The following is a 22,335-nucleotide window of genomic DNA, read 5'->3' on the forward strand; positions in this document are numbered from 1 at the left end:
TTTACTTGCGCCGGTCGCAGAGGACCTTGTAGATCTGGATGGCCGCCGTGGGCAGGAAGGCCAGCAGCACGATCAGACCGTACTGGCCTGCCGTCATATGGGCCACCTGAAACAGGCCGCTGAGGCCGGGGAGAAAGAGGACGGCGGCCAGCAGCAGCACCCCCGCGCCGAAGGCCGCCAGGCTGGCCCTGTTGGTGGTCAGGCCCAGCCGGAACACCGACTCCCGTCCCCGGCAGTTGAAGCCGTGGAACAGGCGGGCCAGGGTCAGGGTGGCGAAGGCCATGGTGCTGGCCAGGGCGGCTCCTCCGGCGTTCAGTCCCACGAAGAAGGCGGTCATGGTGGCGGCGGCGATGACCGCGCCGAAGGCCAGGATGCGCAGCATCAGGCTCTTGTTGAGGATGGGCTCCTTGGGGTTGCGGGGCTTCTGGTCCAGCAGGCCCTTGCGGGCGGGCTCCACGCCCACGGCGATGGCGGGCAGGGAGTCGGTCAGCAGGTTGATGAACAGCAGATGGACCGGCGCGAAGGGCATGGGCAGACCCAGCACCGAGGCGAGGAACACGCACAGGATACCCGCCATATTGCCCGACAGCAGGAAGTTGATGGCGTTTTTGATGTTGGTGTAGACGCCCCGGCCGTTGACCACCGCCTTGACGATGGTGGCGAAGTTGTCGTCGGCCAGGATCATGGAGGCGGCGTCCTTACTGACCTCCGTGCCGGTGATGCCCATGGCCACGCCGATGTCGGCGGCCTTGAGGGCGGGGGCGTCGTTGACGCCGTCGCCGGTCATGGAGACGATCTTTCCCTTGCGCTGCCAGGCCTTGACGATGCGGATCTTGTGCTCCGGCGACACCCGGGCGTAAACCGAGATGTGCTCCAGCCGCTCGTCCAGGTCGTGGTCGCTCATGCCGTCCAGCTCCACGCCGGACACCGCCTCATCCCCCTCCCGGAAGATGCCGATCTGCCGTGCGATGGCCGAGGCGGTCACCTTGTGGTCGCCGGTGATCATGATGGTGCGCACCCCGCCCCGCTTGGCGTCGGCCACCGCCTGGACGGCCTCGGGCCGGGGCGGGTCGATCATGGACACCAGACCGATAAAGGTGAAGTCCCGCTCGTCGTCCAGCGTCAGGTCCCGGACCTCCGGCAGCTCCTTATAGGCCAGGGCCAGCACCCGCAGGCCCTCCAGGGAGAGCTCCATATTGGTGCGGGAGATGCGCTCCTTCCACTCGGGCGTCAGCGGCACCGCCCCCGCCCCGGTGAGAACGTGGGTAGAGCGGTCCAGCAGCACGTCGATGGCCCCCTTGGTGTACAGGGTGGGGACCCCTTCGATGACGTGGAGGGTGCTCATCAGCTTCCGGTCGGAGTCGAAGGCCAGCTCCCGCAGCCGGGGGTGCTGGCTCCGGTAGACCCCCTCATCCACGCCGATGCGGTCCCCCATCATCACCAGAGCCACCTCGGTGGGGTCCCCAATGGAGGTCCCCCTCTCCTCGTCGGTGGTGGCGTCGCTGGCCAGCAGAGCGGCCTTCAGCAGCAGCCGCTGCACGTCGTTGGCCAAGTTCAGCTCCGGCTCCGCCAGCAGGGCGCCGTCGGCGTAGATTTTCTGGGGGGTCATCTTGTTCTGGGTCAGGGTACCCGTCTTGTCCGAGCAGATCACCGACACGGCGCCCAGGCTCTCCACCGCCTTCAGATCCTTGATGATGGCGTTCTGCTTGGCCATCTTCTGGGTGCCCAGGGCCAGGACGATGGTGACGATGGAGCTGAGGGCCTCTGGGATGGCGGCCACCGCCAGGGCCACGGCGAACATCAGGGCGTCCAGCACCGGCATAGCCCGCCACAGGGACAGGGCGAACACCACCGCGCAGACGCACAGGATGACCGCCGCCAGCTTCTTGCTGAATTGGTCCAGGCTCTCCTGGAGAGGGGTCTTGCGCTGCTGGGTCTGGTTCATTAGGGCGGCCACCTTACCCAGCTCGGTGTGCATGCCGGTGCCCGTCACCGCCACTGTGGCCCGGCCGTAGGTCACCAGGGACCCGGAGAACACCATGTTCTTCTGGTCGCCCAGGGCCACCTGGACCGCCTCGATCACGTCGGCGGTCTTTTCCACCCCCTCGCTCTCGCCGGTGAGGGAGCTCTCGTTCACCTTGAGGGAGAAGTTCTCCAAAATGCGGCCGTCGGCCACCACCATGTCGCCGGCCTCCAGCTCCACGATGTCGCCGGGGACCACCTGGGCCGAGGGGATCACCGTCCGGATGCCGTCCCGCAGCACCTTGGCGCTGGGGGCGGACATGGCTTTCAGGCTCTCCAGGGACTTCTCCGCCTTGAAGTGCTGGACGGTGCCCAGCACGGCGTTGAGGAGCAGCACCGCGAAGATGACCACGGTACTCTCCCCCTCGCCGGAAACCAGGGAGACCAGGGCAGCCACCATCAGGATGACCACCAGCAGGTCCTTGAACTGTTCGAAGAATACCTGTACCCCGGTTTTTTTCTTCCCATCCGCCAGGGCGTTTTTGCCGTAGCGCTCCAGGCGCTGCGCGGCCTGGGCGTCCGAGAGGCCGCCCGGCCGGCTGTCCAGGTCCTCCAGCGTCTGATGGACCGTCTTGTCGAAATAGCTCTGTTCCACTCTGACACGCTCCCTTTTCCATTCTATCATGTCCAATCGGGCAATAAAAAAGACTTTTGAGTATGCGTTTCGCCCGTGCAAAGCGCATACTCAAAAGTCTTGTCACCGAGATCGGCGTCCTCCACAGGCCGGAGCCGTGATGTTGATGGAGGAACTTGCGACTACTCCCTCTTGGTGAGGGGAATTATACGCAGGGAAACCGGATTTGTCAAGAAGAATTTGGGCGGCGCCGGAGGCCTTTTCTTGCAAATGCCGCTTCGTTGGGGTAAAATACCTCTGACACGAAGGAGGTCGTCATCTATGCGCGATGGATTCGTCAAGGTCGCCGCCGGCACGCCCAAGATCCGGGTGGCCGACTGCCGCTATAACGCCGAGCAGATCTTTACCCTCATGCGGGAGGCCGCCGCCCAGGGGGTGCGGGTGCTGTGCCTGCCCGAGCTGTGCCTGACCGGCTATACCTGCGGGGACCTGTTTTTGCAGGACACCCTTTTGAGCGGCGCCGAGGAGGGGCTGTCCACCATTCTGGAGGCCACCAAAAATCTGGACATGGTCACGGCACTGGGGATGCCCATACGGGTCAAGTGGGACAACAAGTTGTATAATTGTGCCGTTGTGATACACAAGGGAGAGATTTTGGGCATAGTCCCCAAGAGCCATCTTCCCAACTACGGCGAGTTTTACGAGCAGCGCTGGTTTGCCCCCGGTCTGGCCAAGGATTTCGGGATTGACCTGTGCGGACAAAATGTATCCCTCTGCTCCAATGGGCTCTTTGTCTGCGAGGCCATGCCCAATCTGGTTCTCGGCGTGGAGGTCTGTGAGGACCTGTGGGCCCCGGAGCCCCCCTCCGCCGCTCTGGCCCGTTCGGGCGCCACCCTCATCCTCAACCTCTCCGCCAGCGACGAAACCGTGGGCAAGGCGGACTACCGCCGCAGCCTGGTGACCGGCCAGTCCGCCCGGCTGGTCTGCGGCTACGTCTATGCCGACGCCGGGGAGGGGGAGTCCACCACCGACCTGGTCTTCACCGGCCACAATCTCATTGCGGAAAATGGGGCCCTGCTGACCGAGCGGAGGTTTTCCACCGGCCTGACCATCTCCGAAATCGACGTGGATAAGCTGGTTTATGAGCGCCGCCGCATAAGCACTTACACGCCCCCCACCGTAGAAGTGTGGCGCTCGTACTTCGACCTGACCCCCTCCACCACCACCCTGACCCGCTACGTCTCCCCCACCCCCTTTGTCCCGGAGGATGCGGCGGGCCGGGCCGAGCGGTGCGACGAGATCCTCAAAATCGCCGCCTTGGGGCTGAAAAAGCGCATCGAGCACACCCGCGCCGCGGCGGTGGTGGTGGGGCTGTCCGGCGGGCTGGACTCCACTCTGGCGGTGCTCATCACCGCCGTGGCCATGCGGCTGCTGGACCGTCCGGCCAGCGATATCATCGCCGTGACCATGCCCTGCTTCGGCACCACCGACCGCACCCGGGACAACGCCGTGGAGCTGGCCGGGCGGCTGGGCGCCACGCTGAAGCGCATCGACATCAGCGAGGCGGTCAAGCGCCACTTCAAGGACATCGGCCAGTCCATGGAGGACCACGACGTGACCTTTGAAAACGGCCAGGCCCGGGAGCGGACCCAGGTGCTCATGGACATCGCCAACCAGGTGGGCGGCATGGTGGTGGGCACCGGCGACCTCAGCGAGCTGGCCCTGGGCTGGGCCACCTACAACGGGGACCACATGAGCATGTATGGGGTCAACGCCTCCATCCCCAAGACCCTGGTGCGCCACCTGGTCAGCTACGTCTGTGGAGACAAGGCCGAGAGCGAGCCCGAACTCTCTCACGTGCTGGCGGACATCCTGGACACCCCCGTCTCCCCCGAGCTGCTCCCCGCCGTCAACGGCCAGATTTCCCAGAAGACCGAGGACCTGGTGGGCCCCTACGAGCTGCATGACTTCTTCCTCTATTACGCCATCCGCTGGGGCTTCCCGCCCAAAAAAGTGCTGCGGCTGGCCGAGCACGCCTTTGGTCGGACCTATGACCGGGCCACCATCCTCCGGTGGGAGAAGACCTTCTACCGTCGCTTCTTCGCTCAGCAGTTCAAGCGCTCGTGTCTGCCGGACGGACCCAAGGTGGGCTCGGTCACGCTCTCCCCCCGGGGCGACTGGCGCATGCCGTCGGATGCGGTGGCCTCTTTGTGGCTGGACGAATTGGAAGGGCTGGCGTAAGATGAACCTCTATCTTGATCTGTTTCTCACCTTTGCCAAGGTCGGCGTGTGTACCTTCGGGGGCGGCTACGCCATGCTCCCCATTCTCCAGCGGGAGGTGGTGGACGGCAAGGGCTGGGCCACCGAGTCTGAGCTGGCCGACTACTACGCCGTGGGCCAGTGCACCCCCGGCATCATCGCCGTCAACACCGCCACCTTTGTGGGGGCAAAGGAGAAGGGCGTCCCCGGCGGCATCGCGGCCACCCTGGGTCTGATCTTCCCCTGCCTGGTCATCATCGGGGTCATCGCCGCCTTTCTCTCCCACGTGGCTGACAATCCCTGGGTGGGCCACGCCTTTGCCGGCGTGCGGGCCGCCGTCTGTGCGCTCATTCTCTCCAGCGTCCTCAAGCTGCGCAAGACCACCATCGTCGACCCGGCTACCGCCGTTCTTTTCGCCGTGGTCTTCCTTCTCTCCGCCGCATCGGTGTTTTTCACCTTCGAAAACCCCGTGGTCACCTTCTTTACCTCCCCGGTGGTGCTGGTGGTCCTGGCCGGGCTGACCGGGCTGGGCATCCGGGCGGCAAGGGGGTGGAGGAAGTGATTTTGCTGCGCCTGTATTTCGAGTTCTTCCGGGTGGGTCTGTTTTCCGTGGGCGGCGGCCTGGCCACCATCCCCTTTCTCACCGACCTGGGTACCCGTACCGGCTGGTTTACCCCGGCGGAACTGGCCAATATGGTGGCCGTGTCGGAGTCTACTCCCGGTCCCATGGGGGTAAACATGGCCACCTATGTGGGCTTTGAGACCAACGGGCCGATGGGCTGCGTTATCGCCACTCTGGGACTGATTACCCCCTCCATCATCATCATCCTGGTCATCGCCCGCTTTCTCCAGAAATTCCGCCAGAGCCGGACCGTGGACGCCGTCTTTTACGGCCTGCGCCCCGCCTCCACCGCCCTCATCGCCTCGGCGGGCTTTCTGTCGGTGGCCAAGGTGAGCCTGCTGTTCTGGCAGGAGCCCCTTCCCCTTCCCGAGCCGGGCGTTCTCTTCACCCATCTATTCAACTGGAAGTCCATCGCACTGTTCGCCCTGGTCTTTCTCGGCCTCAATGTCCCCAGGCTGAAAAAGCTCCACCCCATATTATTTATCGCCTTTGGCGCGCTGGTGGGCATTTTATTCCGTTTTTAGTGGTTTTTCAGAAAAAAGTCCTTCGGCCCTTTTCGGCGCCGGAGGACTTTTTGCAAGGCAAAAGTTCTATTAATTCATAAAATGGTAACATTTGTGTGCTAGAGTAATTTTTGAGAAACATCCATCCGCAGCCGGGGGGCCTCCCTCCGGCTGCGCTGTATCAGAAAGGAGCGCGATCCCCATGGCCAGCACCCCCATCTATTCCTATTCCGACGTGACGCCTGCTATCGAGGCGCTGGCGGCAAGAAGCCTGCAAAACAGTTGTATCGACCCGGACGACTATGTGCGCTACGACGTCAAGCGCGGCCTGCGCGACCTGAACGGCAAGGGCGTGGTAGCCGGTCTGACCGAGGTCTCTGAGATCGTTTCCAACCAGGTGGTGGGCGGCAAAACGGTACCCTGCGAGGGTCAGCTTTTCTACCGCGGCTACAGCATTGAGGACCTGGTCCGCTGCTCCCTCCAGGAAAAACGGTTCGGCTTTGAGGAGGCGGCCTACCTGCTCATGTTCGGGCAGCTCCCCACCCGCCGGGAGCTCGACGACTTCATGGACCAGTTGGCCTCCTACCGCACCCTGCCCAAAAACTTTGTCCGGGACGTGATCCTCAAGGCGCCCAGCGCCGATATGATGAACTCCCTGGCCAAATGCGTCCTCTCCATCGCCTCTTATGACGACAAGACCGACGACATCTCCCTGCCCAATGTGGTGCGCCAGTGTATGCAGCTCATCGCCACCTTCCCCCTCTACTCGGTGTACAGCTACCAGGCATACAACTACAAAGAGGGCAATTCTCTCTATATCCACGCGCCCAGCCCCGAGCTGTCCACTGCCGAGAACATTCTCTCCCTGCTGCGCGCCGATTCCTCCTACTCCTTCTGGGAGGCCCACATTCTGGACATCTGCCTGATGCTCCACGCCGAGCACGGCGGCGGCAATAACTCCACTTTCACCACCCACGTGGTCACCTCCTCGGGCACCGACACCTACTCCTGCATGGCTGCCGCCCTGGCCTCTCTCAAGGGCCCCAAGCACGGCGGCGCCAACATCAAAGTCATCCGCATGTTCGAGGATATGAAGCAGCAGGTGAAGGACTGGAACGACGAGGACGAAATCAAGCGCTACCTGAAAGCCCTCCTCCACGGAGAGGCCTTTGACCGGGCCGGGCTGATCTACGGCATGGGCCACGCGGTCTACTCCCTGTCCGACCCTCGGGCCAACATTCTGCGCTCCTTTGTGGAGACCCTGTCCCGGGAGAAGGGCCGTACTGAGGAGTACGGGCTCTATTCCCGGGTGGAGCGTCTGGCCCCTCAGGTCATCGGGGACGAGCGCAGGATCTATAAGGGCGTGGCCGCCAATGTGGACTTCTATTCCGGCTTTGTCTACCACATGCTGGACCTGCCCCTGGAGCTCTACACCCCCATCTTTGCCGTGGCCCGCATCGCAGGCTGGAGCGCCCACCGCATCGAGGAGCTCATCAACATGGGCAAGATCATCCGGCCCGCCTACTGCTACGTGGGGCAGCGGCAGGCGTATGTGCCCATCGACCAGCGCTGAACCGCCGCATCGGATACGGGAAAGGAGGGCGTCCGCCCTCCTTTTTTCTGCCCAAGTTGACACGGGACGGCTGTGCTGATAAAGTATAGGGCAACCAGAAGAAAAGCGAGGAATACCACCATGGCGCAAGACATCCAACCGACCAGCGAATCCTACCATCCGCAGGATGTGGTCTTTATCAATACCCACCTGATCCAGCGGGCGATGGAGGGCCTGCAAAAGTCCAGGGAGAAATTTCAGGCCCTGCTGGAGCAGGCCGAGCTGGGGGAGCTCTCCGTCCAGTACGACCTGGCCCTCCGGTATCTGGAGGGCGACGGCGTGGAAGCCGACCCCGTCCAGGCCGTCCACTGGCTCTCTCAGGCAGCCGAGCTGGGAGACCTGCGAGCCCTGGAGACCCTGGCCCGCTGCTACCAGTTCGGCACAGGGGTGGAGATGGACGAGGTCCGGGCGGCGGAGCTCTACCGGCAGTGCGCCGAGCAGGATTACGTCTCCGCGGTGTGCGACCTGGGGCTGTGCTATGAAAATGGTACCGGCGTGGACCCTGACCCCGCCCGGGCCGCCGGGCTCTATCTCCAGGCAGCCGAGCAGGACTATGCCCCCGCCATGTGCAACCTGGCCGTGTGTTATCTCAACGGCATCGGCGTGGAAGCCGACCCCGTCCAGGCCGCGGCCTGGCTGGAGAGGGCCGCCGCCCAGGACTTTCCCCGGGCCGTCAGCATTTTGGGCAACTGCTATGAGGGCGGCACCGGCGTGGAACGCGATCCGGAGCGGGCCGTCCAGCTCTACCGCCGGGCCGCCCAGCAGGACTACGCCCCCGCCATGTGCAATCTGGCCGTGTGCTACCTCAACGGCATCGGGGTGGCGCCCGATCTGGCGCAGGGGGTGGAGTGGCTCCAGCGCTCCGCTGCCCAGGACTTTCCCCGGGCCGTCAGCATTTTGGGCTGCTGCTACCGGGACGGGGACGGGGTGGAACCGGATGTGGTCAAGGCCGTGGACCTCTTCCGCCAGGCCGTCGAGGCCGGCTATCTTCCCGCTCTGTGCGATTTGGGCCTGTGTTATGAAATGGGTACGGGCGTGGAGCCCGATCCAGCCCAGGCCGTGGCGCTCTACGCCCAGGCCGCCGAGCAGGACTACGTCCCCGCCATGTGCAATCTGGGCTACTGTTACCTCACGGGCATCGGAACGGAGCCGTCCCCGGAGCAGGCTGTGCATTGGCTGCGGCGGGCAGCGGAGCAGGACTTTCCCCGGGCCCAGCTCCTGCTGGGCCGCTGCTGCCAGAACGGCAACGGTCTGCCCCGGGATGACGAAGCGGGCGCCCGGTGGTTCCAGGCGGCCGCCGGGCTGGGCTATCCGCCCGCCATGTGTGATCTGGGCCTGTGCTATGAAACCGGCGAGGGGATGCCCCAGGACCCGGCCCTAGCCGCAGAGTGGTACACCCGGGCCGCCCGGCAGGGCTACGCCCCCGCCCAGTGCAACCTAGCCGTGTGCTACCTCAACGGTATCGGCGTGGAGACCGACCCAGGCCAGGCGGTGGAATGGCTGGAAAAAGCCGCCGGGCAGGACTTTCCCCGGGCCCTGGACATTCTGGGCGACCGCTGCAAGTACGGCGACGGCACAGCGCGGGACGAGGCCCGGGCGGTGGAACTCTATCGCCGGGCCGCTGAGCAGGGCTACCCCGTGGCTATGTGCGATCTGGGGTTGTGCTACGAGCTGGGCGCCGGCGTGGACATGGACCAGGCCGAGGCCGTCCACTGGTACGCCCAGGGAGCCCTGGCGGGCCACGCCCCCTCCCAATGCAACCTGGGCTACTGCTATCTCACCGGCATCGGCGTGGAGCCCGACCCGGAGACGGCGGTGGAATGGCTGGAAAAAGCCGCCGGGCAGGGCCTTCCCCGGGCTATGGGCCTTCTGAGCCGCTGCCTCCGGGCGGGGATCGGGGTGCAGCGGGACGAACGGGAGGCCCTGACCTGGCTGCAAAAGGCCGCCGGACTGGGGGACGGGGACGCCATGCATGTGCTGGGCCAGTGGTACCGGGACGGCGCCGGCGCTCTGCCCAAGGACCGGGAGAAGGCCCTAGACTGGCTCCGCCGGGCGGCGGAGGCGGGCTGCACCGGCGCCGCGGAGGACCTGCGGGCGCTGGAGGCCGACGCGGACGCGCCCCAAGCCAGGAAAAAGGGCCTGCTCGGCAGGCTCTTTGGATCATAAATCAATTGGGCCCGCCTCTTGTAGAGGCGGGCCCGTTCTTTTATTCCCGCACCTGTCCGGTGCCGTAGACGATGTACTTGCTGGAGGTCAGCTCCTCCAGACCCATGGGGCCCCTGGCGTGCATCTTCTGGGTGGAGATGCCGATTTCGGCCCCCAGACCGAATTCAAAGCCGTCGGTGAATCGGGTGGAGGCGTTGACATAGACCGCCGCTGCGTCCACCTGGTCTAAAAACCGCTGGGCCGTGAAATAATTGTTGGTGACGATGGCCTCCGAGTGGCCGGAACCGTGGGCGTTGATGAAGTCGATGGCCTCTCCGGCGTCCTCCACCACCTTCACGGCCAGGATGTAGTCGCCAAACTCGGTGTCCCAGTCCGCCTCACAGGCGGGCTGGACGCCCTCCCCCAGAATGGCGCAGGTCCTGGGGCAGCCCCGCAGCTCCACATTTTTCTGATCCAGCAGGGCCTTGGCCTTAGGCAGGAAGGCCTCCGCCGCCTGCGCGTGGACCAGCAGGCATTCGGCCGCGTTGCACACCGAGGGGCGGGAGGTCTTGGCGTTGTAAATGATCCGGGCCCCCATATCCAGGTCGGCCTCCTCGTCCACATAGACGTGGCACACCCCCACGCCGGTCTCGATGACCGGCACCCTGGCGTTTTCCACCACCGTCCGTATGAGGCCCGCGCCCCCCCGGGGGATGAGCACGTCCAGATAGCCGGTGAGCCCCATGAGCTCCTGGGCGCTGGCCCGGCTGGTGTCCTCCACCAGGGCCACGCAGTCCCGGGGCAGGCCCGCCGCCTCCAGAGCGTCCCGCATGACCGCCACAAAGGCCCTGTTGGAGCGGAAGGCCTCCTTGCCCCCCCGGAGGATGACGGCGTTGCCCGACTTGAGGCAGAGGGCGGCGGCGTCCACAGTGACGTTGGGCCGGGCCTCGTAGATGATGCCGATGACGCCCAGGGGCACCCGGCGCTTGCCGATCACCAGGCCGTTGGGCCGTTTCTCCATCCGGGTGACGCAGCCGATGGGGTCGGGCAGCGCGGCCACCTGCCGCACCCCCTCCACAATACCGTCGATGCGCTGGGGGCTGAGGGCCAGCCGGTCCAGCAGCGACGCCTTCATGCCGCTCTCCCGGGCGGCGGCCAGGTCCTTCTGGTTCTCGGCCAGGATAGCGCTCTCCCGCTCTTTCAGCGCCCGGGCCATGGCTTCCAGCGCCCGGTTCTTTTGGGCGGTGCCCGCTACGGCCAGCACCCGCTCGGCGTGCCGGGCCGCCAGGCCCTGGGTCTCCAGAATGGTCATGGACATTCCCTCCTTTTTTCCGCTCTGCGTTACAGCTTCAGAATCTCCGGCTGAGCCACGAACCGGGTCCCGATGTCCTCCCCCGCCACGATGCCGTACAGGTCCTCCGGCCGGGCGCCGTTGGTGATGACCATGTCTACGCCGGCCTTCATGGCCAGCTCCGCGGCGTTGAGCTTGGTGGTCATGCCGCCGGTGCCGCGCCAAGTCCCCGCGCCCCCGGCCACGGCCCGCAGCTCGGGCGTCACCCGGTCCACCCGGTGGATGAGCCGGGCGCCGGGGTTTTGGTGGGGGTCGTCGTCGTAAAGGCCGTCGATGTCGCTGAGGAGGACCAGCAGGTCCGCCCGGCACAGCCGGGCCACCATGGCCGACAGGGTGTCATTGTCGCCCAGCACCTTGCACTTCCCTGTCTCGATCTCCGCTGAGGACACCGAATCGTTCTCGTTCACCACCGGGATGACCCCCAGCTCCAGCAGGGATTCAAAGGTGTTGTGCAGATGCTCGGCCCGCACCGGGGCGTCCACGTCCTCGCCGGTGAGCAGGATCTGGGCTACCACCCGGTTATACTCTCCGAACAGCTTGTCGTAGACGTGCATCATGGTGCACTGGCCTACGGCGGCTGCGGCCTGCTTCATCCGCAGCTCGGTGGGCCGCTCCCGCTGGCCCAGCTTGGTGCTGCCGATGGCGATGGCGCCGGAGGACACCAGAATCATCTCATGCCCCATGCCCTCCAGGTCGGCCAGGGTGCGGGCCAGATGCTCCATGTTCTTCAAATTCAGCTTGCCGGTGTCGTGGGTCAGGGTGGAGGTGCCCACCTTCACCACCACCCGCAGGCAGGATTGGCTCTCTTCCAAGGCTCTCACGCTCCTTATACGTGGTCTCATCATACCACATCGGGCCCCATTCGAAAAGAGCCATTTCCTAAAATCCACCGTTTCTGCTCAACTGTGTGGAAAACAAAGAAATTTCGTACAGAATTTATGCTTTTTAGTGTTGTAATTCTGCCACCTTTGCGTTACAATGGGGTCTGCTGAAAGGGGCTTCTACCTACGCACGAAAGTCCGGGAGGTTTCGTAAGATGCTGAACATCGTTTTGGTGGAACCGGAGATTCCCATGAACACCGGCAACATCGCCCGCACCTGCGCCGCCACCGGCAGCGCCCTCCACCTGGTCCGCCCCCTGGGCTTCGATATCTCGGATAAGGCCGTGAAACGGGCCGGACTGGACTACTGGTCCCTGGTGGATCTGCACGTCTACGAGAGTCTGGACGACTTCTTCGCCCGGCACCCCGACCCCGACCTGTGGCTCACCACCACCCGGGCCCGGCTGCGCTACTGCGACGCCCCGTACCGGGACGGCTGCTGGCTGTTTTTCGGCAAGGAGACCGCCGGACTGCCTCAGTGGCTGCGGGAGCGGTACCCGGAGCGCTGTGTTCGGCTGCCCATGATCTCGGAGGCCCGCAGCCTCAATCTGGCCAACACCGTGGCCGCCGTGACCTACGAGGCCCTGCGCCAGCAGGACTTTCCCGGCCTAGCCGCCGACGGCCCCGCCGCCTGGGCCCGGCAGAAGTCCGGCCAGATCCGGCGCTGAAGCCCCCCTGCTTCCCCATTGCGTTCACCATCCATTGCTCTCCTCCATACCATCCATCCTTGAAAGGAGCTTCGCCATGAATTACAACAAGAAAACGGTAAAAGACATCGATGTCGCGGGAAAAAAGGTCCTGCTCCGCTGCGATTTCAACGTGCCCCAGGACAAGGCCACCGGCGCCATCACCGACGATAAGCGCATCGTGGCCGCCCTGCCCACCATCCGCTACCTGCTGGAGCAGAACGCGGCCGTCATCGCCTGCTCCCACCTGGGCAAGCCCAAGGGGGAGTGGAAGGAATCTTTGTCCCTGGCCCCGGTCGCCCAGCATCTCAGCCAGCTGCTGGGCAGAGAGGTCCTCTTCGCCAAAGACATCATCGGCCCGGACGCCCAGGCCAAGGCCGCAGCCCTTCAGCCCGGCCAGATCATGCTGCTGGAAAACCTGCGCTTTGACAAGGGCGAGGAGAAAAACGACCCCGCCTTTGCCAAGGCCCTGGCCGACCTGGCCCAGGTCTATGTCTCCGACGCCTTCGGCACGGTCCATCGCGCCCACGCCTCCACCGCCGGCGTGGCCGCCTATCTGCCCGCCGTCTCCGGCTTCCTCATTGGCAAGGAGCTGGACATCATGGGCAAGGCCCTGGAAAACCCCCAGCGCCCCTTCGTGGCCGTGCTGGGCGGGGCCAAGGTCTCCGACAAGATCAACGTCATCAACAACCTGCTGGAAAAGGCCGACGCCATCATCATCGGCGGCGGCATGTCCTACACCTTCGCCAAGGCCCAGGGGCACACCATCGGCAAGTCCCTGCTGGAGGAGGATAAGCTGGACTACGCCCGGGAGATGATCGCCAAGGCCCAGGCCAAGGGCGTAAAATTCCTGCTGCCCACCGACAACCTGTGCGCCGCCGAGTTTTCCAAGGACGCCCGGCCCGTGCTGGAGGGGACCGACATCCCCGACGCGCTGATGGGCATGGACATCGGCCCCAGGACCATCGAGGCCTTCTCCGCCGCCGTGAAGGGCGCGGGCACCGTGGTGTGGAACGGCCCCATGGGCGTGTTTGAGTTCCCCGCCTTTGCCGAGGGCACCAAGGCCATGGCCAAGGCCCTGGCCGAGTCCGGCGCCATCACCATCGTGGGCGGCGGCGACTCTGCCGCGGCGGTGGAGCAGTTGGGCTTTGCCGACCGGATGACCCACATCTCCACCGGCGGCGGCGCCTCCCTGGAATTCCTGGAGGGCAAGGAGCTGCCCGGCGTGGCCTGCCTGCTGGACCGATAATCGCCAGAGAAAGAGGAGACTGATACCGATGAATAGAAGATATCGCAAAACCATCATCGCCGGAAACTGGAAGATGAACAAGACCCTCTCCGAGACCCGCGCCTTTGCCGAGGAGCTCAAGCCCATCCTGCCCCGGGGCAAGTGGTGCGACGTGGTTCTCTGCGTCCCCTACGTGAACATTCCCGCCGCAGTCCGGCTGTTCAAGGACTGCCGGGTGGCCATCGGCGCAGAGAACTGCCACTATGAGGCCAACGGCGCCTATACCGGCGAGGTCTCCGCTGAGATGCTCAAGGAGCTGGGCGTCAAGTATGTGGTCATCGGCCACTCCGAGCGCCGCCAGTACTACAACGAGACCGACGCCACCGTCAACAAGAAGGTCCACGCCGCCCTGGAGGTGGGCCTGCGGCCCATCGTCTGCGTGGGCGAGAGCCTGGAGCAGCGGGAGCTGGGCGTGACCATGGAGCTTATCTCCTACCAGGTCAAGTGCGCCCTGTCCGGCGTGACCGCCGACAAGCTGCGCCACGTGGTCATCGCCTATGAGCCCCTGTGGGCCATCGGCACCGGCAAAACCGCCACCGCCGAGCAGGCCGGCGAGGTCTGCCAGGCCATCCGCGCCATCATCCGCAAGCTCTACGGCGCCCGGGTGGCCCGGTCCGTCACCATCCAGTACGGCGGCTCCATGAACGCCAAGAACGCCCGGGAGCTGCTGGCCCAGCCCGATGTGGACGGTGGTCTCATCGGCGGCGCCTCTCTGAAGGCCCCCGACTTCGTGGAGATCATCAACGCCGCCAATCAGGGTGAATAAAGCGTCTTTCAGACACTAGATTTGAGGTTTCTATGAAAAAAACACCGACGACTCTGATCATCATGGACGGCTTCGGCCTCCGGGCCGAGACCGCCGGCAACGCCATCGCCAACGCCAAAAAGCCCCACCTGGACCGGCTCTTTGCGGAAAATCCCGGCTGTAAGCTGTCCGCCTCCGGCCTGGACGTGGGCCTGCCCGAGGGGCAGATGGGCAACAGCGAGGTGGGCCACACCAACATCGGCGCCGGCCGGGTGGTGTTTCAGGACCTGCCCCGCATCTCCAAGGCCATCGCAGACGGCGATTTCTTCACCAACGAGGCCTATGTGAGCGCCATGGACGACTGCAAGGCCAAGGGCACCGCCCTGCATGTGATGGGCCTGCTGTCCGACGGCGGCGTCCACAGCCACATCGAGCACATCTTCGCCCTGCTGGACATGGCCAGGCAGCGGGGTGTGGAGAAGATCTACGTCCACGCCTTTCTGGACGGCCGGGACGTGCCCCCCGCCTCTGGCCGGGACTTCGTCGCCCGGCTGCAGGACAAATGCCAGGCGCTGGGCAGCGCCAAAATCGGCGTGATTTCCGGCCGGTACTATGCCATGGACCGGGATAAGCGCTGGGACCGGGTGCAGAAGGCCTATGACGCCCTGGTGCTGGGGGAGGCCCCCTTTGAGCCCGACCCGGTTCAGGCCGTACAGAGCTCTTATGACGCGGGCGTCACCGATGAGTTTGTGGTCCCCGTGCTCTGCTGCCGGGAGGCCGTCATCGGCCCCGGCGATTCGGTCATCTTTATGAACTTCCGGCCCGACCGGGCTCGGGAGCTCACCCGCGCGCTGGTGGACCCCGCCTTCTCCGATCTGATCCGGAAAAAGGGGTTCTTCCCCCTGCACTATGTCTGCACCACCGAGTACGACGCCACCATGCCCAACGTATCAGTGGCCTTCCCCCACCACGCGCTTCAGAACATTTTCGGCGGGTATATCAGCCGGCTGGGCCTGACCCAGCTGCGCATCGCTGAGACCGAAAAATATGCCCACGTCACCTTCTTCTTCAACGGCGGCGTGGAGCAGGTTTTCCCCGGCGAGGACCGGGTCCTCATCCCCTCCCCCTCGGTGCCCACCTATGACCTGAAGCCGGACATGAGCGCCCGGGAGGTCACCGACGCCTGCGTGGAGCGCATCGAGAGCGGGGCCTACGACGTCATCATCCTCAACTTCGCCAACTGCGACATGGTGGGCCATACCGGGGTCTACGAGGCCGCCCGGCTGGCGGTGGAGGCGGTGGACGAGTGCGTGGGCCGCGTGGTGGAGGCCACCACAAACATGGGGGGCATCTGCCTCATCACCGCCGACCACGGCAACGCCGAGCGGATGGTGGAGGACGACGGCGTCACCCCCTACACCGCCCATACCACCAATTTGGTGCCCTTCTATATCGTGGGCGCCGACGTCAAGCTGCGGGACGGCCGCCTGGCCGACATCGCCCCCACCATGCTGGACCTCATGGGCCTGGAAAAGCCCGAGGAAATGGATGGAACCACACTGATCCTGTAACCCCCCTTAATTACGAAAGGAGCTTTTAACATGAAGCAGATGATTGAAATCGTTGACGTACTGGGCCGCGAGATCCTGGACTCCCGCGGCAATCCCACCGTGGAGGTGGAGGTCTATCTGGAGGACGGCGTGGTCGGCCGCGCCGCCGTGCCCTCCGGCGCCTCCACCGGCATCTATGAGGCCTGCGAGCTGCGGGACGGCGACAAGGGCCGTTATCTGGGCAAGGGCGTCCTCAAGGCAGTGGAAAACGTGAACACCGAGATTGCCGACTGCCTGGTGGGCATGAATGTGCTGGATCAGGTGGCCATTGACAAGGCCATGATCGAGCTGGACGGCACCCCCAACAAGTCCCGTCTGGGCGCCAACGCCATTCTGGGCGCCTCGCTGGCCTGTGCCAAGGCCGCGGCCGAGAGCCTGGGGCTCAGCCTCTACAACTATATCGGCGGCGTCAATGCCAAGACCCTGCCTGTCCCCATGATGAACATTCTCAACGGCGGCGCTCACGCCACCAACAACGTGGAGATCCAGGAGTTCATGATCATGCCCGTGGGCGCCTGCTGCTTCCGGGAGGCTCTGTGCATGTGCGCCGAGGTGTTCCACACCCTGAAGAGCACCCTGAAGGAGAACGGCACTCCCGCCGCCGGCGTGGGCGACGAGGGCGGCTACGCCCCCAACCTGAAGAAGGATGAGGACGCCCTGAAGGTCATCGTCAAGGCCATCGAGGAGGCCGGCTTCCAGCCCGGCAAGGACTTTATGATCGCCATCGACGCCGCGTCCTCCGAGTGGTGGGACGAGGAGGAGAAGTGCTATGTCCAGCCCAAATCCGGCAAGAAGATGACCCAGCAGCAGCTGGTGAACATGTGGAAAAAGTTTGCCGACACCTATCCCATCATCTCCCTGGAGGACGGCATGGCCGAGACCGACTGGGAGGGCTGGGCCATGCTGACCCGCGCCATCGGCGACAAGGTGCAACTGGTGGGCGACGACCTGTTTGTCACCAATGTGGAGCGTCTGTCCACCGGCATCGAGAAGAAGGTGGCCAACTCCATCCTCATCAAGGTCAACCAGATCGGTACCCTGACCGAAACCCTGGACGCCATCCAGATGGCCAACCGGGCCGGCTACACCGCCATCGTGTCCCACCGCTCCGGCGAGACCGAGGACGCCACCATCGCCGACATCGCCGTGGCCCTCAACGCCGGGCAGATCAAGACCGGCGCGCCCAGCCGCACCGACCGCGTGGCCAAGTACAACCAGCTTCTGCGCATCGAAGAGGAGCTGGACGACGTGGCCCAGTACCCCGGGATGAAGGCCTTCTTTAACCTGAACCAGTAAGCTTTTCCAGGTACGCAAAAAGGGCGCGGACAAATGTCCGCGCCCTTTTCCATTTACTATTCTTCGTCGCCGCTCCTCTGGCCGTTGAGGTAATCGAAAATCTCCTGCATCCGAAGGTCTACATCGGACAGGGTGTTAGCGCACAGCTTGAGCCGCTCGGACAGGTGCTCCACTGGCTGGAACCGGGATTTGTAGTGGAGCTCGTGCTCCAGGCTGGCCCACATATCCATGGCAATGGTACGCAACTGAATCTCCACCGGAGCATGGGCCGTCCGGTCGGCCAGGGGCACCGGCACCCGCACGATGAGGTGCAGACTGCGGTAGCCGTTGGGCTTGGGGTGCTCGATATAGTCGCTGCGGCGGACGATGACGATGTGCTCCTGCTGGGAAAGCAGGTTGTCCAGCAGGTAGATATCGTCCACATAGGGGCAGACGATCCGCAGCCCCGCCACATCGGTGATGTAGTGCTGGATGTTCTCGATGGTGGGATCCAGGCCCTTGCGCTCCAGCTTCTGGAGGATGCTGTCCAGGGATTTGACCCGGGCCTCGGTGTGATGGATGGGATTGTGGTCGTGCAGATTCTTGAACTCCGCATCCAGGATCTCCAGCCGGACGGCGATCACTTTCATGGCCGCCTCATAGATGTGGAACAGCTCGGTGAGGGCTCCCGCCTCGCCCTCCAGCGCGGGGGGCAGGATCGTCAGAGTCTTGTCGGGGACCATGAGCCGTGTCTTTCCCGTCTCGCAGGGCACCTGCGACACCTCCTTGTCAGATCCACGTTTCAGGAAGAGTGTATCAGGTCAATGTGGACGAACTGCGGCAAATACATGAACAATCTGTGAATGCCCGTCACACGCCCATGACGCCGCACACCGCCGCCTGCAGGTAATCCACGTCCTCAAACCGGGTGAAGGGCCCCACGGAGAAGCGGACGGTCCCCGCCGGGAAGGTGCCCAGTGTCCGGTGCGCCAGGGGCGCGCAGTGGAGCCCGCAGCGGGTCAGCACGCCGTAGTCCCGCTCCAGCTGGAAGGCAGCCTCGGCGTTGTCCAGCCTGGGGAAGTCCACCGACACCACCCCCACCTGTCTGGCGGCGTCCAGGGTGCCGAAAATTTTCAGACCGTCCTCCTCCATCTCCCGCAGCCGGGCGATCAGGTGGCCGGTGAGCTTGATCTCACGCCGGCGCAGCACCTCCAGGTCCTGGCCCTCCAGCCACCGCAGGGCGGCCCGCAGGCCGTACACGCCCGGCAGGTTCAGGGTCCCCGGCTCAAAGCGGTCGGGCAGGAGCTCCGGCATCTCCGGAGAATCCGAGGCGCTGCCGGTGCCGCCGGTCACCAGGGGGTCCAGCGCCCGGGCCAGGGCGTCGGTGACGATCAGCCCGCCGATGCCCTGGGGCCCCAGCAGCCCCTTGTGCCCCGGAAAGGCCAGGGCGTCGATGTGCATCTTCTCCATATGGATGGGCACGCTTCCCGCCGTCTGGGCGGCGTCCACACACAGGAAGATGCCCCGCTCCCGGCACAGCGCCCCCACCTCCGCCACCGGCAGCAGGGTACCGCAGACGTTGGAGGCGTGGGTGAGCACCACCAGTCTGGTGTCCGGCGTCAGACGCCGCTCCGCCGCGGCCAGGTCCAGCTCGCCGGTCGCCCGGCAGGGCAGGCAGTCCACCGTCACCCCCCGGGCCTCCATCTGGCGCAGGGGGCGCAGTACGGCGTTGTGCTCCAGGCCAGAGACCGCCACCCGGTCGCCGGGCCGCAGCAGCCCCTTAAGCACGAAGTTGAGGGAGTAGGTGCACCCCGGCGTCAGGATGACGTTCTGGGGCGCCGGACCGCCCAGCAGGGTGCACAGACGCTCCCGCACCTCCAGCACGGCTTCCGCCGCGTCGCAGGCCGAGGGGTAGGCCCCCCGGCCCACATTCCCTCCCACCTGGGTCAGATATTCCATCATGGCCTCGGCCACGCCCTCCGCCTTGGGAAACGAGGTGGCGGCCTGGTCAAACTGATAGGTCCTTTTCATGGGCGTCCCTCCTGCTTATAGTTCGGTCTCCACCGCCAAGCGGCAGTTGTACTTGTCCGTGCGGATGGTATGGAGAATGCGGGGCAGTGCCTGGGCCGCGGCGTAGCTGTCGTCCATAAGGATGCGGGCCAGGCTGGTTTTCTCCCTCAGGCTCAGGAGCACAGCCGCCGCCGTGGCCGCCCCGCTGCGGCCGCCAGGGATACCGTTCAGGTTGCTCCGCCAGCAGCCCCAGCCCAGCTCCTGGAGTCGGACCGTCACCTCGGCGGTGTCCTCCTCCACCAGTACGATGCGGCTCCGGGTCAGGGCCATGCGCTCCAGCAGGCGGTTTCCCTCCTCAATGGCGGCCTGGGCGGCCTCCAGGGAGTCCCCCGGCACCAGCAGACCCACGGCGTGGCCTTCCCCCACCGCCCGGCGGATCAGCTCGTCCTGACCCTTCATCCGCTCCGGGTCAAACAGCAGCAGCGCCGACCGCCCCTCGCTCTTTAGGGCATCCAGTACCGCGTCCCCGGCCTCTCCGGTGTCGCACCGGACGGCCAGATAGGTCCGCACGCCGCTGCGGTCCTGTCCCCCGCTCTCGGCCGGCAGGGATGATACGGGGGGAACAGGCAGGTCCTGAGACGGCTCCGCGCTTTGGGATACCTGGCTGTTGTAGAAGGTCTTGAGGCGGTCCAGCAGCACCGCCCGTGCGGAGCTGACGAAGGTCTTGTCGTCCAGCCCCTCGTTCTCATTCTTGATCCGGAACAGCGGATAGCCCAGCGTGTCGTCGTTCTGGACGTAGTAGGTGCCCAGCCCGAAGTATTTGCACACCGAAGCCGCGGGCAGATAGACCTTGCCGTTTCGGATGATGGCCCGAGGGATGTTCTCCTGGACCGTCCCCGCGTCGATGTAATCCCACACCAGGCCGGTGTTCAGGTCGAAGGTCAGGTTTTTGTTCCGGCTGTAGATGGTGTAGGTGTTGACGCCGTTGCCGCGCTTCTGTCCGCCGTTGAACAGTCCCACGTCCACCCCGCCGTTGAGGCTGGCGTCGAAGACCGTATAGGGCACATAGACCGTGCCCCCCACCAGCTCGGGCATGGCATCGGCCGTCAGGGGCATCACCGTATAGTTGACGGCGGTGAAGATGACCTTGTCGTCCCAGGACGCCCCCGCCAGCGGCAGCAGGAGGCCCAGAAGCAGCAGTGCGGCGCACAGGGCGGCCGTCAGCCGTTTTTTCATGGTGTCACGCCCCTCCCTGCAAGCCCCGTTTTGATAGTTAATTATACCACACCGGACCGGCAGCGGTAAAGCCCCCGCTTGCTCCCCAGCCCTCCTTGGGATATAATGTCTGCAAGCAGACCGCTTTAATGGGATTTTAAGAAACGCTAAATTCCTTTTTAGGGGCCGGGGAATTATACTGTTACCATCCAAACCCACCGACATCGGAAGGAGGCCTGCGCATGGAGATCACCCTGAAACAGGTGGAAACGCTCCGGGACCGGGCCGGCGTGTCCGAAGCCGAGGCCAGAGAGGCTCTGGAGCGGAACGGCGGCGATCTGCTGGAGGCCCTGCTCGACCTGGAGCGCCTGGGAAAGTCCCACACTTCCGGGCAGGGGGGCTTTTACTCCACACAGCCCAAGGCCGGCGCCGGAGCCGACGCGCTGGTTCTATCCGCCCCAGCCCAGGGGAGCGGGTCGGACCGCCGGAATGCCGGCAATCACCTGGGCACCCTGTGGCGGGCTCTTCTGGACCTGTTCCAGCGCACCCTGTCCAACCAATTCGAGGTCTGGCGCGGAGACCGAATGACCACCTCCATGCCTGTGCTGGTGCTGGTTCTGCTGACGGTCTTTTTCTTCTGGATCACCGTCCCCCTGCTGGTGGTGGGGCTTCTGTTCGGCTACCGCTACCGCTTCGGCGGCCCCGATCTGGACCGGGAGTCGGTGGACCGGGTGATGCGCCAGGTCTCCGACACCGTCACTGACGTGACCGACAACGTCCGACGGGAGTGGAACAAGCGCCGCCGAAAGGGCAAGAAATAAGTTGGCCGGACATCCGGCCCGGGAGGGTTCTCACATGGCGGAAAAAATTCTGTTGATCGAGGACGAGGAGAAGCTGGCCCGCATGGTAGAGCTGGAGCTCCGCTACGAGGGCTACGAGGTGGAGAAGGCCTTCGACGGCCGCACCGGGCTGGACCGGGCCCTGTCCGGGGAGCATGAGCTCATCCTGCTGGACATCATGCTCCCCGCCCTCAGCGGCATGGAGGTGCTGCGGCGGCTGCGGCGGGAAAGCCAGGTGCCCGTCATCATGCTCACCGCCCGGGACACGGTGGTGGATAAGGTATCCGGACTGGACTCGGGGGCCGACGACTACATCACCAAGCCCTTTGCCATTGAGGAGCTGCTGGCCCGCATCCGGGCCGCCCTGCGCAAGCGCCCCGCCGCCCCGGCGGACGCCCCCCTGCTCACCTGCGGGAGCCTGGTCATGGACGTGGAGCGCCACACCGTGGAGGTGGACGGCCGGGGAGTGGAGCTCACCCGCCGGGAATTCGACCTGCTGCACTACCTGCTGGAAAATAAGGGGAAGGTCATCTCCCGGGAGTCCCTGCTGGACAACGTGTGGGGCTTCGATTTCGTGGGCGAGACCAACGCCGTAGACGTATACATCCGCTTCCTGCGCTCCAAGATCGACGAGCAGTTCGGCGTCAAGCTGATCCATACCGTCCGGGGCGTGGGCTATGTCATTCGTGAGGAGTGAG

The 22,335-nt window shown here is 64.8% G+C and carries 18 protein-coding genes; 12 read left to right on the plus strand and 6 right to left on the minus strand.

What is annotated here, in order from left to right; genetic code table 11:
* Nucleotide 1 precedes the first annotated feature (1 nt).
* Nucleotides 2-2,647 (minus strand): cation-translocating P-type ATPase, encoded by a 2,646-nt coding sequence (locus tag BN2154_RS01300; RefSeq protein ID WP_438819132.1) that lies wholly within the window; start codon nucleotides 2,645-2,647, stop codon nucleotides 2-4.
* 270 nt (nucleotides 2,648-2,917) lie between these two features.
* Between BN2154_RS01300 and BN2154_RS01305 the strand changes: the two genes are divergently transcribed.
* The 5 genes from BN2154_RS01305 (at nucleotide 2,918) to BN2154_RS01325 (ending at nucleotide 9,758) form a co-directional block, all read left to right on the plus strand.
* Nucleotides 2,918-4,837 (plus strand): NAD(+) synthase, encoded by a 1,920-nt coding sequence (locus BN2154_RS01305; RefSeq protein WP_050617077.1) that lies wholly within the window; start codon nucleotides 2,918-2,920, stop codon nucleotides 4,835-4,837.
* Nucleotide 4,838: 1 nt separating this feature from the next.
* Entirely contained in the window at nucleotides 4,839-5,417 is a 579-nt protein-coding gene (locus BN2154_RS01310) for a chromate transporter (protein ID WP_050617078.1), read from the plus strand.
* Nucleotides 5,414-6,001, plus strand: a complete 588-nt coding sequence (locus BN2154_RS01315; RefSeq protein WP_050617079.1) for a chromate transporter — start codon at nucleotides 5,414-5,416, stop codon at nucleotides 5,999-6,001. Before BN2154_RS01310 ends, BN2154_RS01315 begins: the two co-directional genes overlap by 4 nt.
* A 181-nt stretch (nucleotides 6,002-6,182) precedes the next feature.
* Nucleotides 6,183-7,553, plus strand: coding sequence for a citrate/2-methylcitrate synthase (locus BN2154_RS01320; protein WP_050617080.1), 1,371 nt, complete (start codon nucleotides 6,183-6,185; stop codon nucleotides 7,551-7,553).
* A 120-nt stretch (nucleotides 7,554-7,673) separates the two neighbouring features.
* Complete coding sequence (locus BN2154_RS01325) at nucleotides 7,674-9,758, plus strand: tetratricopeptide repeat protein (RefSeq protein ID WP_050617081.1); 2,085 nt, start codon at nucleotides 7,674-7,676, stop codon at nucleotides 9,756-9,758.
* Between the two features lie 40 nt (nucleotides 9,759-9,798).
* Here BN2154_RS01325 and BN2154_RS01330 read toward each other — a convergent pair whose 3' ends face one another.
* A complete protein-coding gene (locus BN2154_RS01330) occupies nucleotides 9,799-11,049 on the minus strand; it encodes a glutamate-5-semialdehyde dehydrogenase (protein ID WP_050617082.1) in 1,251 nt (416 codons plus the stop codon).
* Nucleotides 11,050-11,078: 29 nt separating this feature from the next.
* A complete protein-coding gene (gene proB / locus BN2154_RS01335; protein WP_414600961.1) occupies nucleotides 11,079-11,900 on the minus strand; it encodes a glutamate 5-kinase in 822 nt (273 codons plus the stop codon).
* A gap of 224 nt (nucleotides 11,901-12,124) precedes the next feature.
* Here proB and BN2154_RS01340 point away from each other — a divergent pair, with 224 nt between their 5' ends.
* The 5 genes from BN2154_RS01340 (at nucleotide 12,125) to eno (ending at nucleotide 17,594) form a co-directional block, all read left to right on the plus strand.
* On the plus strand, nucleotides 12,125-12,637 hold the full coding sequence (locus BN2154_RS01340; RefSeq protein ID WP_050617083.1) for a tRNA (cytidine(34)-2'-O)-methyltransferase: 513 nt from the start codon (nucleotides 12,125-12,127) through the stop codon (nucleotides 12,635-12,637).
* A 76-nt stretch (nucleotides 12,638-12,713) separates the two neighbouring features.
* A complete protein-coding gene (locus BN2154_RS01345; protein WP_050617084.1) occupies nucleotides 12,714-13,904 on the plus strand; it encodes a phosphoglycerate kinase in 1,191 nt (396 codons plus the stop codon).
* A gap of 28 nt (nucleotides 13,905-13,932) precedes the next feature.
* Nucleotides 13,933-14,709, plus strand: coding sequence for a triose-phosphate isomerase (gene tpiA / locus BN2154_RS01350; RefSeq protein WP_050617085.1), 777 nt, complete (start codon nucleotides 13,933-13,935; stop codon nucleotides 14,707-14,709).
* A gap of 32 nt (nucleotides 14,710-14,741) precedes the next feature.
* Nucleotides 14,742-16,259 (plus strand): 2,3-bisphosphoglycerate-independent phosphoglycerate mutase, encoded by a 1,518-nt coding sequence (gene gpmI / locus BN2154_RS01355; protein ID WP_050617086.1) that lies wholly within the window; start codon nucleotides 14,742-14,744, stop codon nucleotides 16,257-16,259.
* Between the two features lie 39 nt (nucleotides 16,260-16,298).
* Entirely contained in the window at nucleotides 16,299-17,594 is a 1,296-nt protein-coding gene (gene eno, locus BN2154_RS01360) for a phosphopyruvate hydratase (protein WP_414653456.1), read from the plus strand.
* A gap of 56 nt (nucleotides 17,595-17,650) precedes the next feature.
* Here the strand turns inward: eno and BN2154_RS01365 are convergent, their stop codons facing one another.
* From BN2154_RS01365 to BN2154_RS01375, 3 genes are all read right to left on the minus strand, one after another.
* Nucleotides 17,651-18,346 carry a GTP pyrophosphokinase gene (locus BN2154_RS01365; RefSeq protein WP_238072775.1) on the minus strand — a complete coding sequence of 232 codons (696 nt, stop codon included), beginning with the start codon at nucleotides 18,344-18,346 and terminating at the stop codon, nucleotides 17,651-17,653.
* A 97-nt stretch (nucleotides 18,347-18,443) separates the two neighbouring features.
* Nucleotides 18,444-19,604, minus strand: a complete 1,161-nt coding sequence (locus BN2154_RS01370; RefSeq protein WP_050617088.1) for an aminotransferase class V-fold PLP-dependent enzyme — start codon at nucleotides 19,602-19,604, stop codon at nucleotides 18,444-18,446.
* 15 nt (nucleotides 19,605-19,619) lie between these two features.
* Nucleotides 19,620-20,819 carry a hypothetical protein gene (locus BN2154_RS01375; RefSeq protein WP_050617089.1) on the minus strand — a complete coding sequence of 400 codons (1,200 nt, stop codon included), beginning with the start codon at nucleotides 20,817-20,819 and terminating at the stop codon, nucleotides 19,620-19,622.
* A gap of 221 nt (nucleotides 20,820-21,040) precedes the next feature.
* Here BN2154_RS01375 and BN2154_RS01380 point away from each other — a divergent pair, with 221 nt between their 5' ends.
* A complete protein-coding gene (locus BN2154_RS01380; RefSeq protein ID WP_050617090.1) occupies nucleotides 21,041-21,619 on the plus strand; it encodes a UBA domain-containing protein in 579 nt (192 codons plus the stop codon).
* A 34-nt stretch (nucleotides 21,620-21,653) separates the two neighbouring features.
* Nucleotides 21,654-22,334 (plus strand): response regulator transcription factor, encoded by a 681-nt coding sequence (locus BN2154_RS01385; RefSeq protein WP_050617091.1) that lies wholly within the window; start codon nucleotides 21,654-21,656, stop codon nucleotides 22,332-22,334.
* The last annotated feature ends 1 nt before the right edge of the window (nucleotide 22,335 follow it).

Origin of the sequence: Intestinimonas massiliensis (ex Afouda et al. 2020) (genome assembly GCF_001244995.1) — a bacterium.
Taxonomy (GTDB): Bacteria; Bacillota; Clostridia; order Oscillospirales; family Oscillospiraceae; genus Intestinimonas; species Intestinimonas massiliensis.

What these genes read in the sequence shown, in the direction of transcription:
- BN2154_RS01370 (WP_050617088.1), bottom strand. Translation starts at nt 19,604, where the DNA reads ATGAAAAGGACCTATCAGTTTGACCAGGCCGCCACCTCGTTTCCCAAG.
- BN2154_RS01375 (WP_050617089.1), bottom strand. Translation starts at nt 20,819, where the DNA reads ATGAAAAAACGGCTGACGGCCGCCCTGTGCGCCGCACTGCTGCTTCTG.
- BN2154_RS01340 (WP_050617083.1), top strand. Translation starts at nt 12,125, where the DNA reads ATGCTGAACATCGTTTTGGTGGAACCGGAGATTCCCATGAACACCGGC.
- BN2154_RS01380 (WP_050617090.1), top strand. Translation starts at nt 21,041, where the DNA reads ATGGAGATCACCCTGAAACAGGTGGAAACGCTCCGGGACCGGGCCGGC.
- BN2154_RS01320 (WP_050617080.1), top strand. Translation starts at nt 6,183, where the DNA reads ATGGCCAGCACCCCCATCTATTCCTATTCCGACGTGACGCCTGCTATC.
- BN2154_RS01385 (WP_050617091.1), top strand. Translation starts at nt 21,654, where the DNA reads ATGGCGGAAAAAATTCTGTTGATCGAGGACGAGGAGAAGCTGGCCCGC.
- BN2154_RS01305 (WP_050617077.1), top strand. Translation starts at nt 2,918, where the DNA reads ATGCGCGATGGATTCGTCAAGGTCGCCGCCGGCACGCCCAAGATCCGG.
- BN2154_RS01300 (WP_438819132.1), bottom strand. Translation starts at nt 2,647, where the DNA reads ATGATAGAATGGAAAAGGGAGCGTGTCAGAGTGGAACAGAGCTATTTC.
- eno (WP_414653456.1), top strand. Translation starts at nt 16,299, where the DNA reads ATGATTGAAATCGTTGACGTACTGGGCCGCGAGATCCTGGACTCCCGC.
- BN2154_RS01325 (WP_050617081.1), top strand. Translation starts at nt 7,674, where the DNA reads ATGGCGCAAGACATCCAACCGACCAGCGAATCCTACCATCCGCAGGAT.
- BN2154_RS01345 (WP_050617084.1), top strand. Translation starts at nt 12,714, where the DNA reads ATGAATTACAACAAGAAAACGGTAAAAGACATCGATGTCGCGGGAAAA.
- gpmI (WP_050617086.1), top strand. Translation starts at nt 14,742, where the DNA reads ATGAAAAAAACACCGACGACTCTGATCATCATGGACGGCTTCGGCCTC.
- tpiA (WP_050617085.1), top strand. Translation starts at nt 13,933, where the DNA reads ATGAATAGAAGATATCGCAAAACCATCATCGCCGGAAACTGGAAGATG.
- BN2154_RS01330 (WP_050617082.1), bottom strand. Translation starts at nt 11,049, where the DNA reads ATGACCATTCTGGAGACCCAGGGCCTGGCGGCCCGGCACGCCGAGCGG.
- BN2154_RS01310 (WP_050617078.1), top strand. Translation starts at nt 4,839, where the DNA reads ATGAACCTCTATCTTGATCTGTTTCTCACCTTTGCCAAGGTCGGCGTG.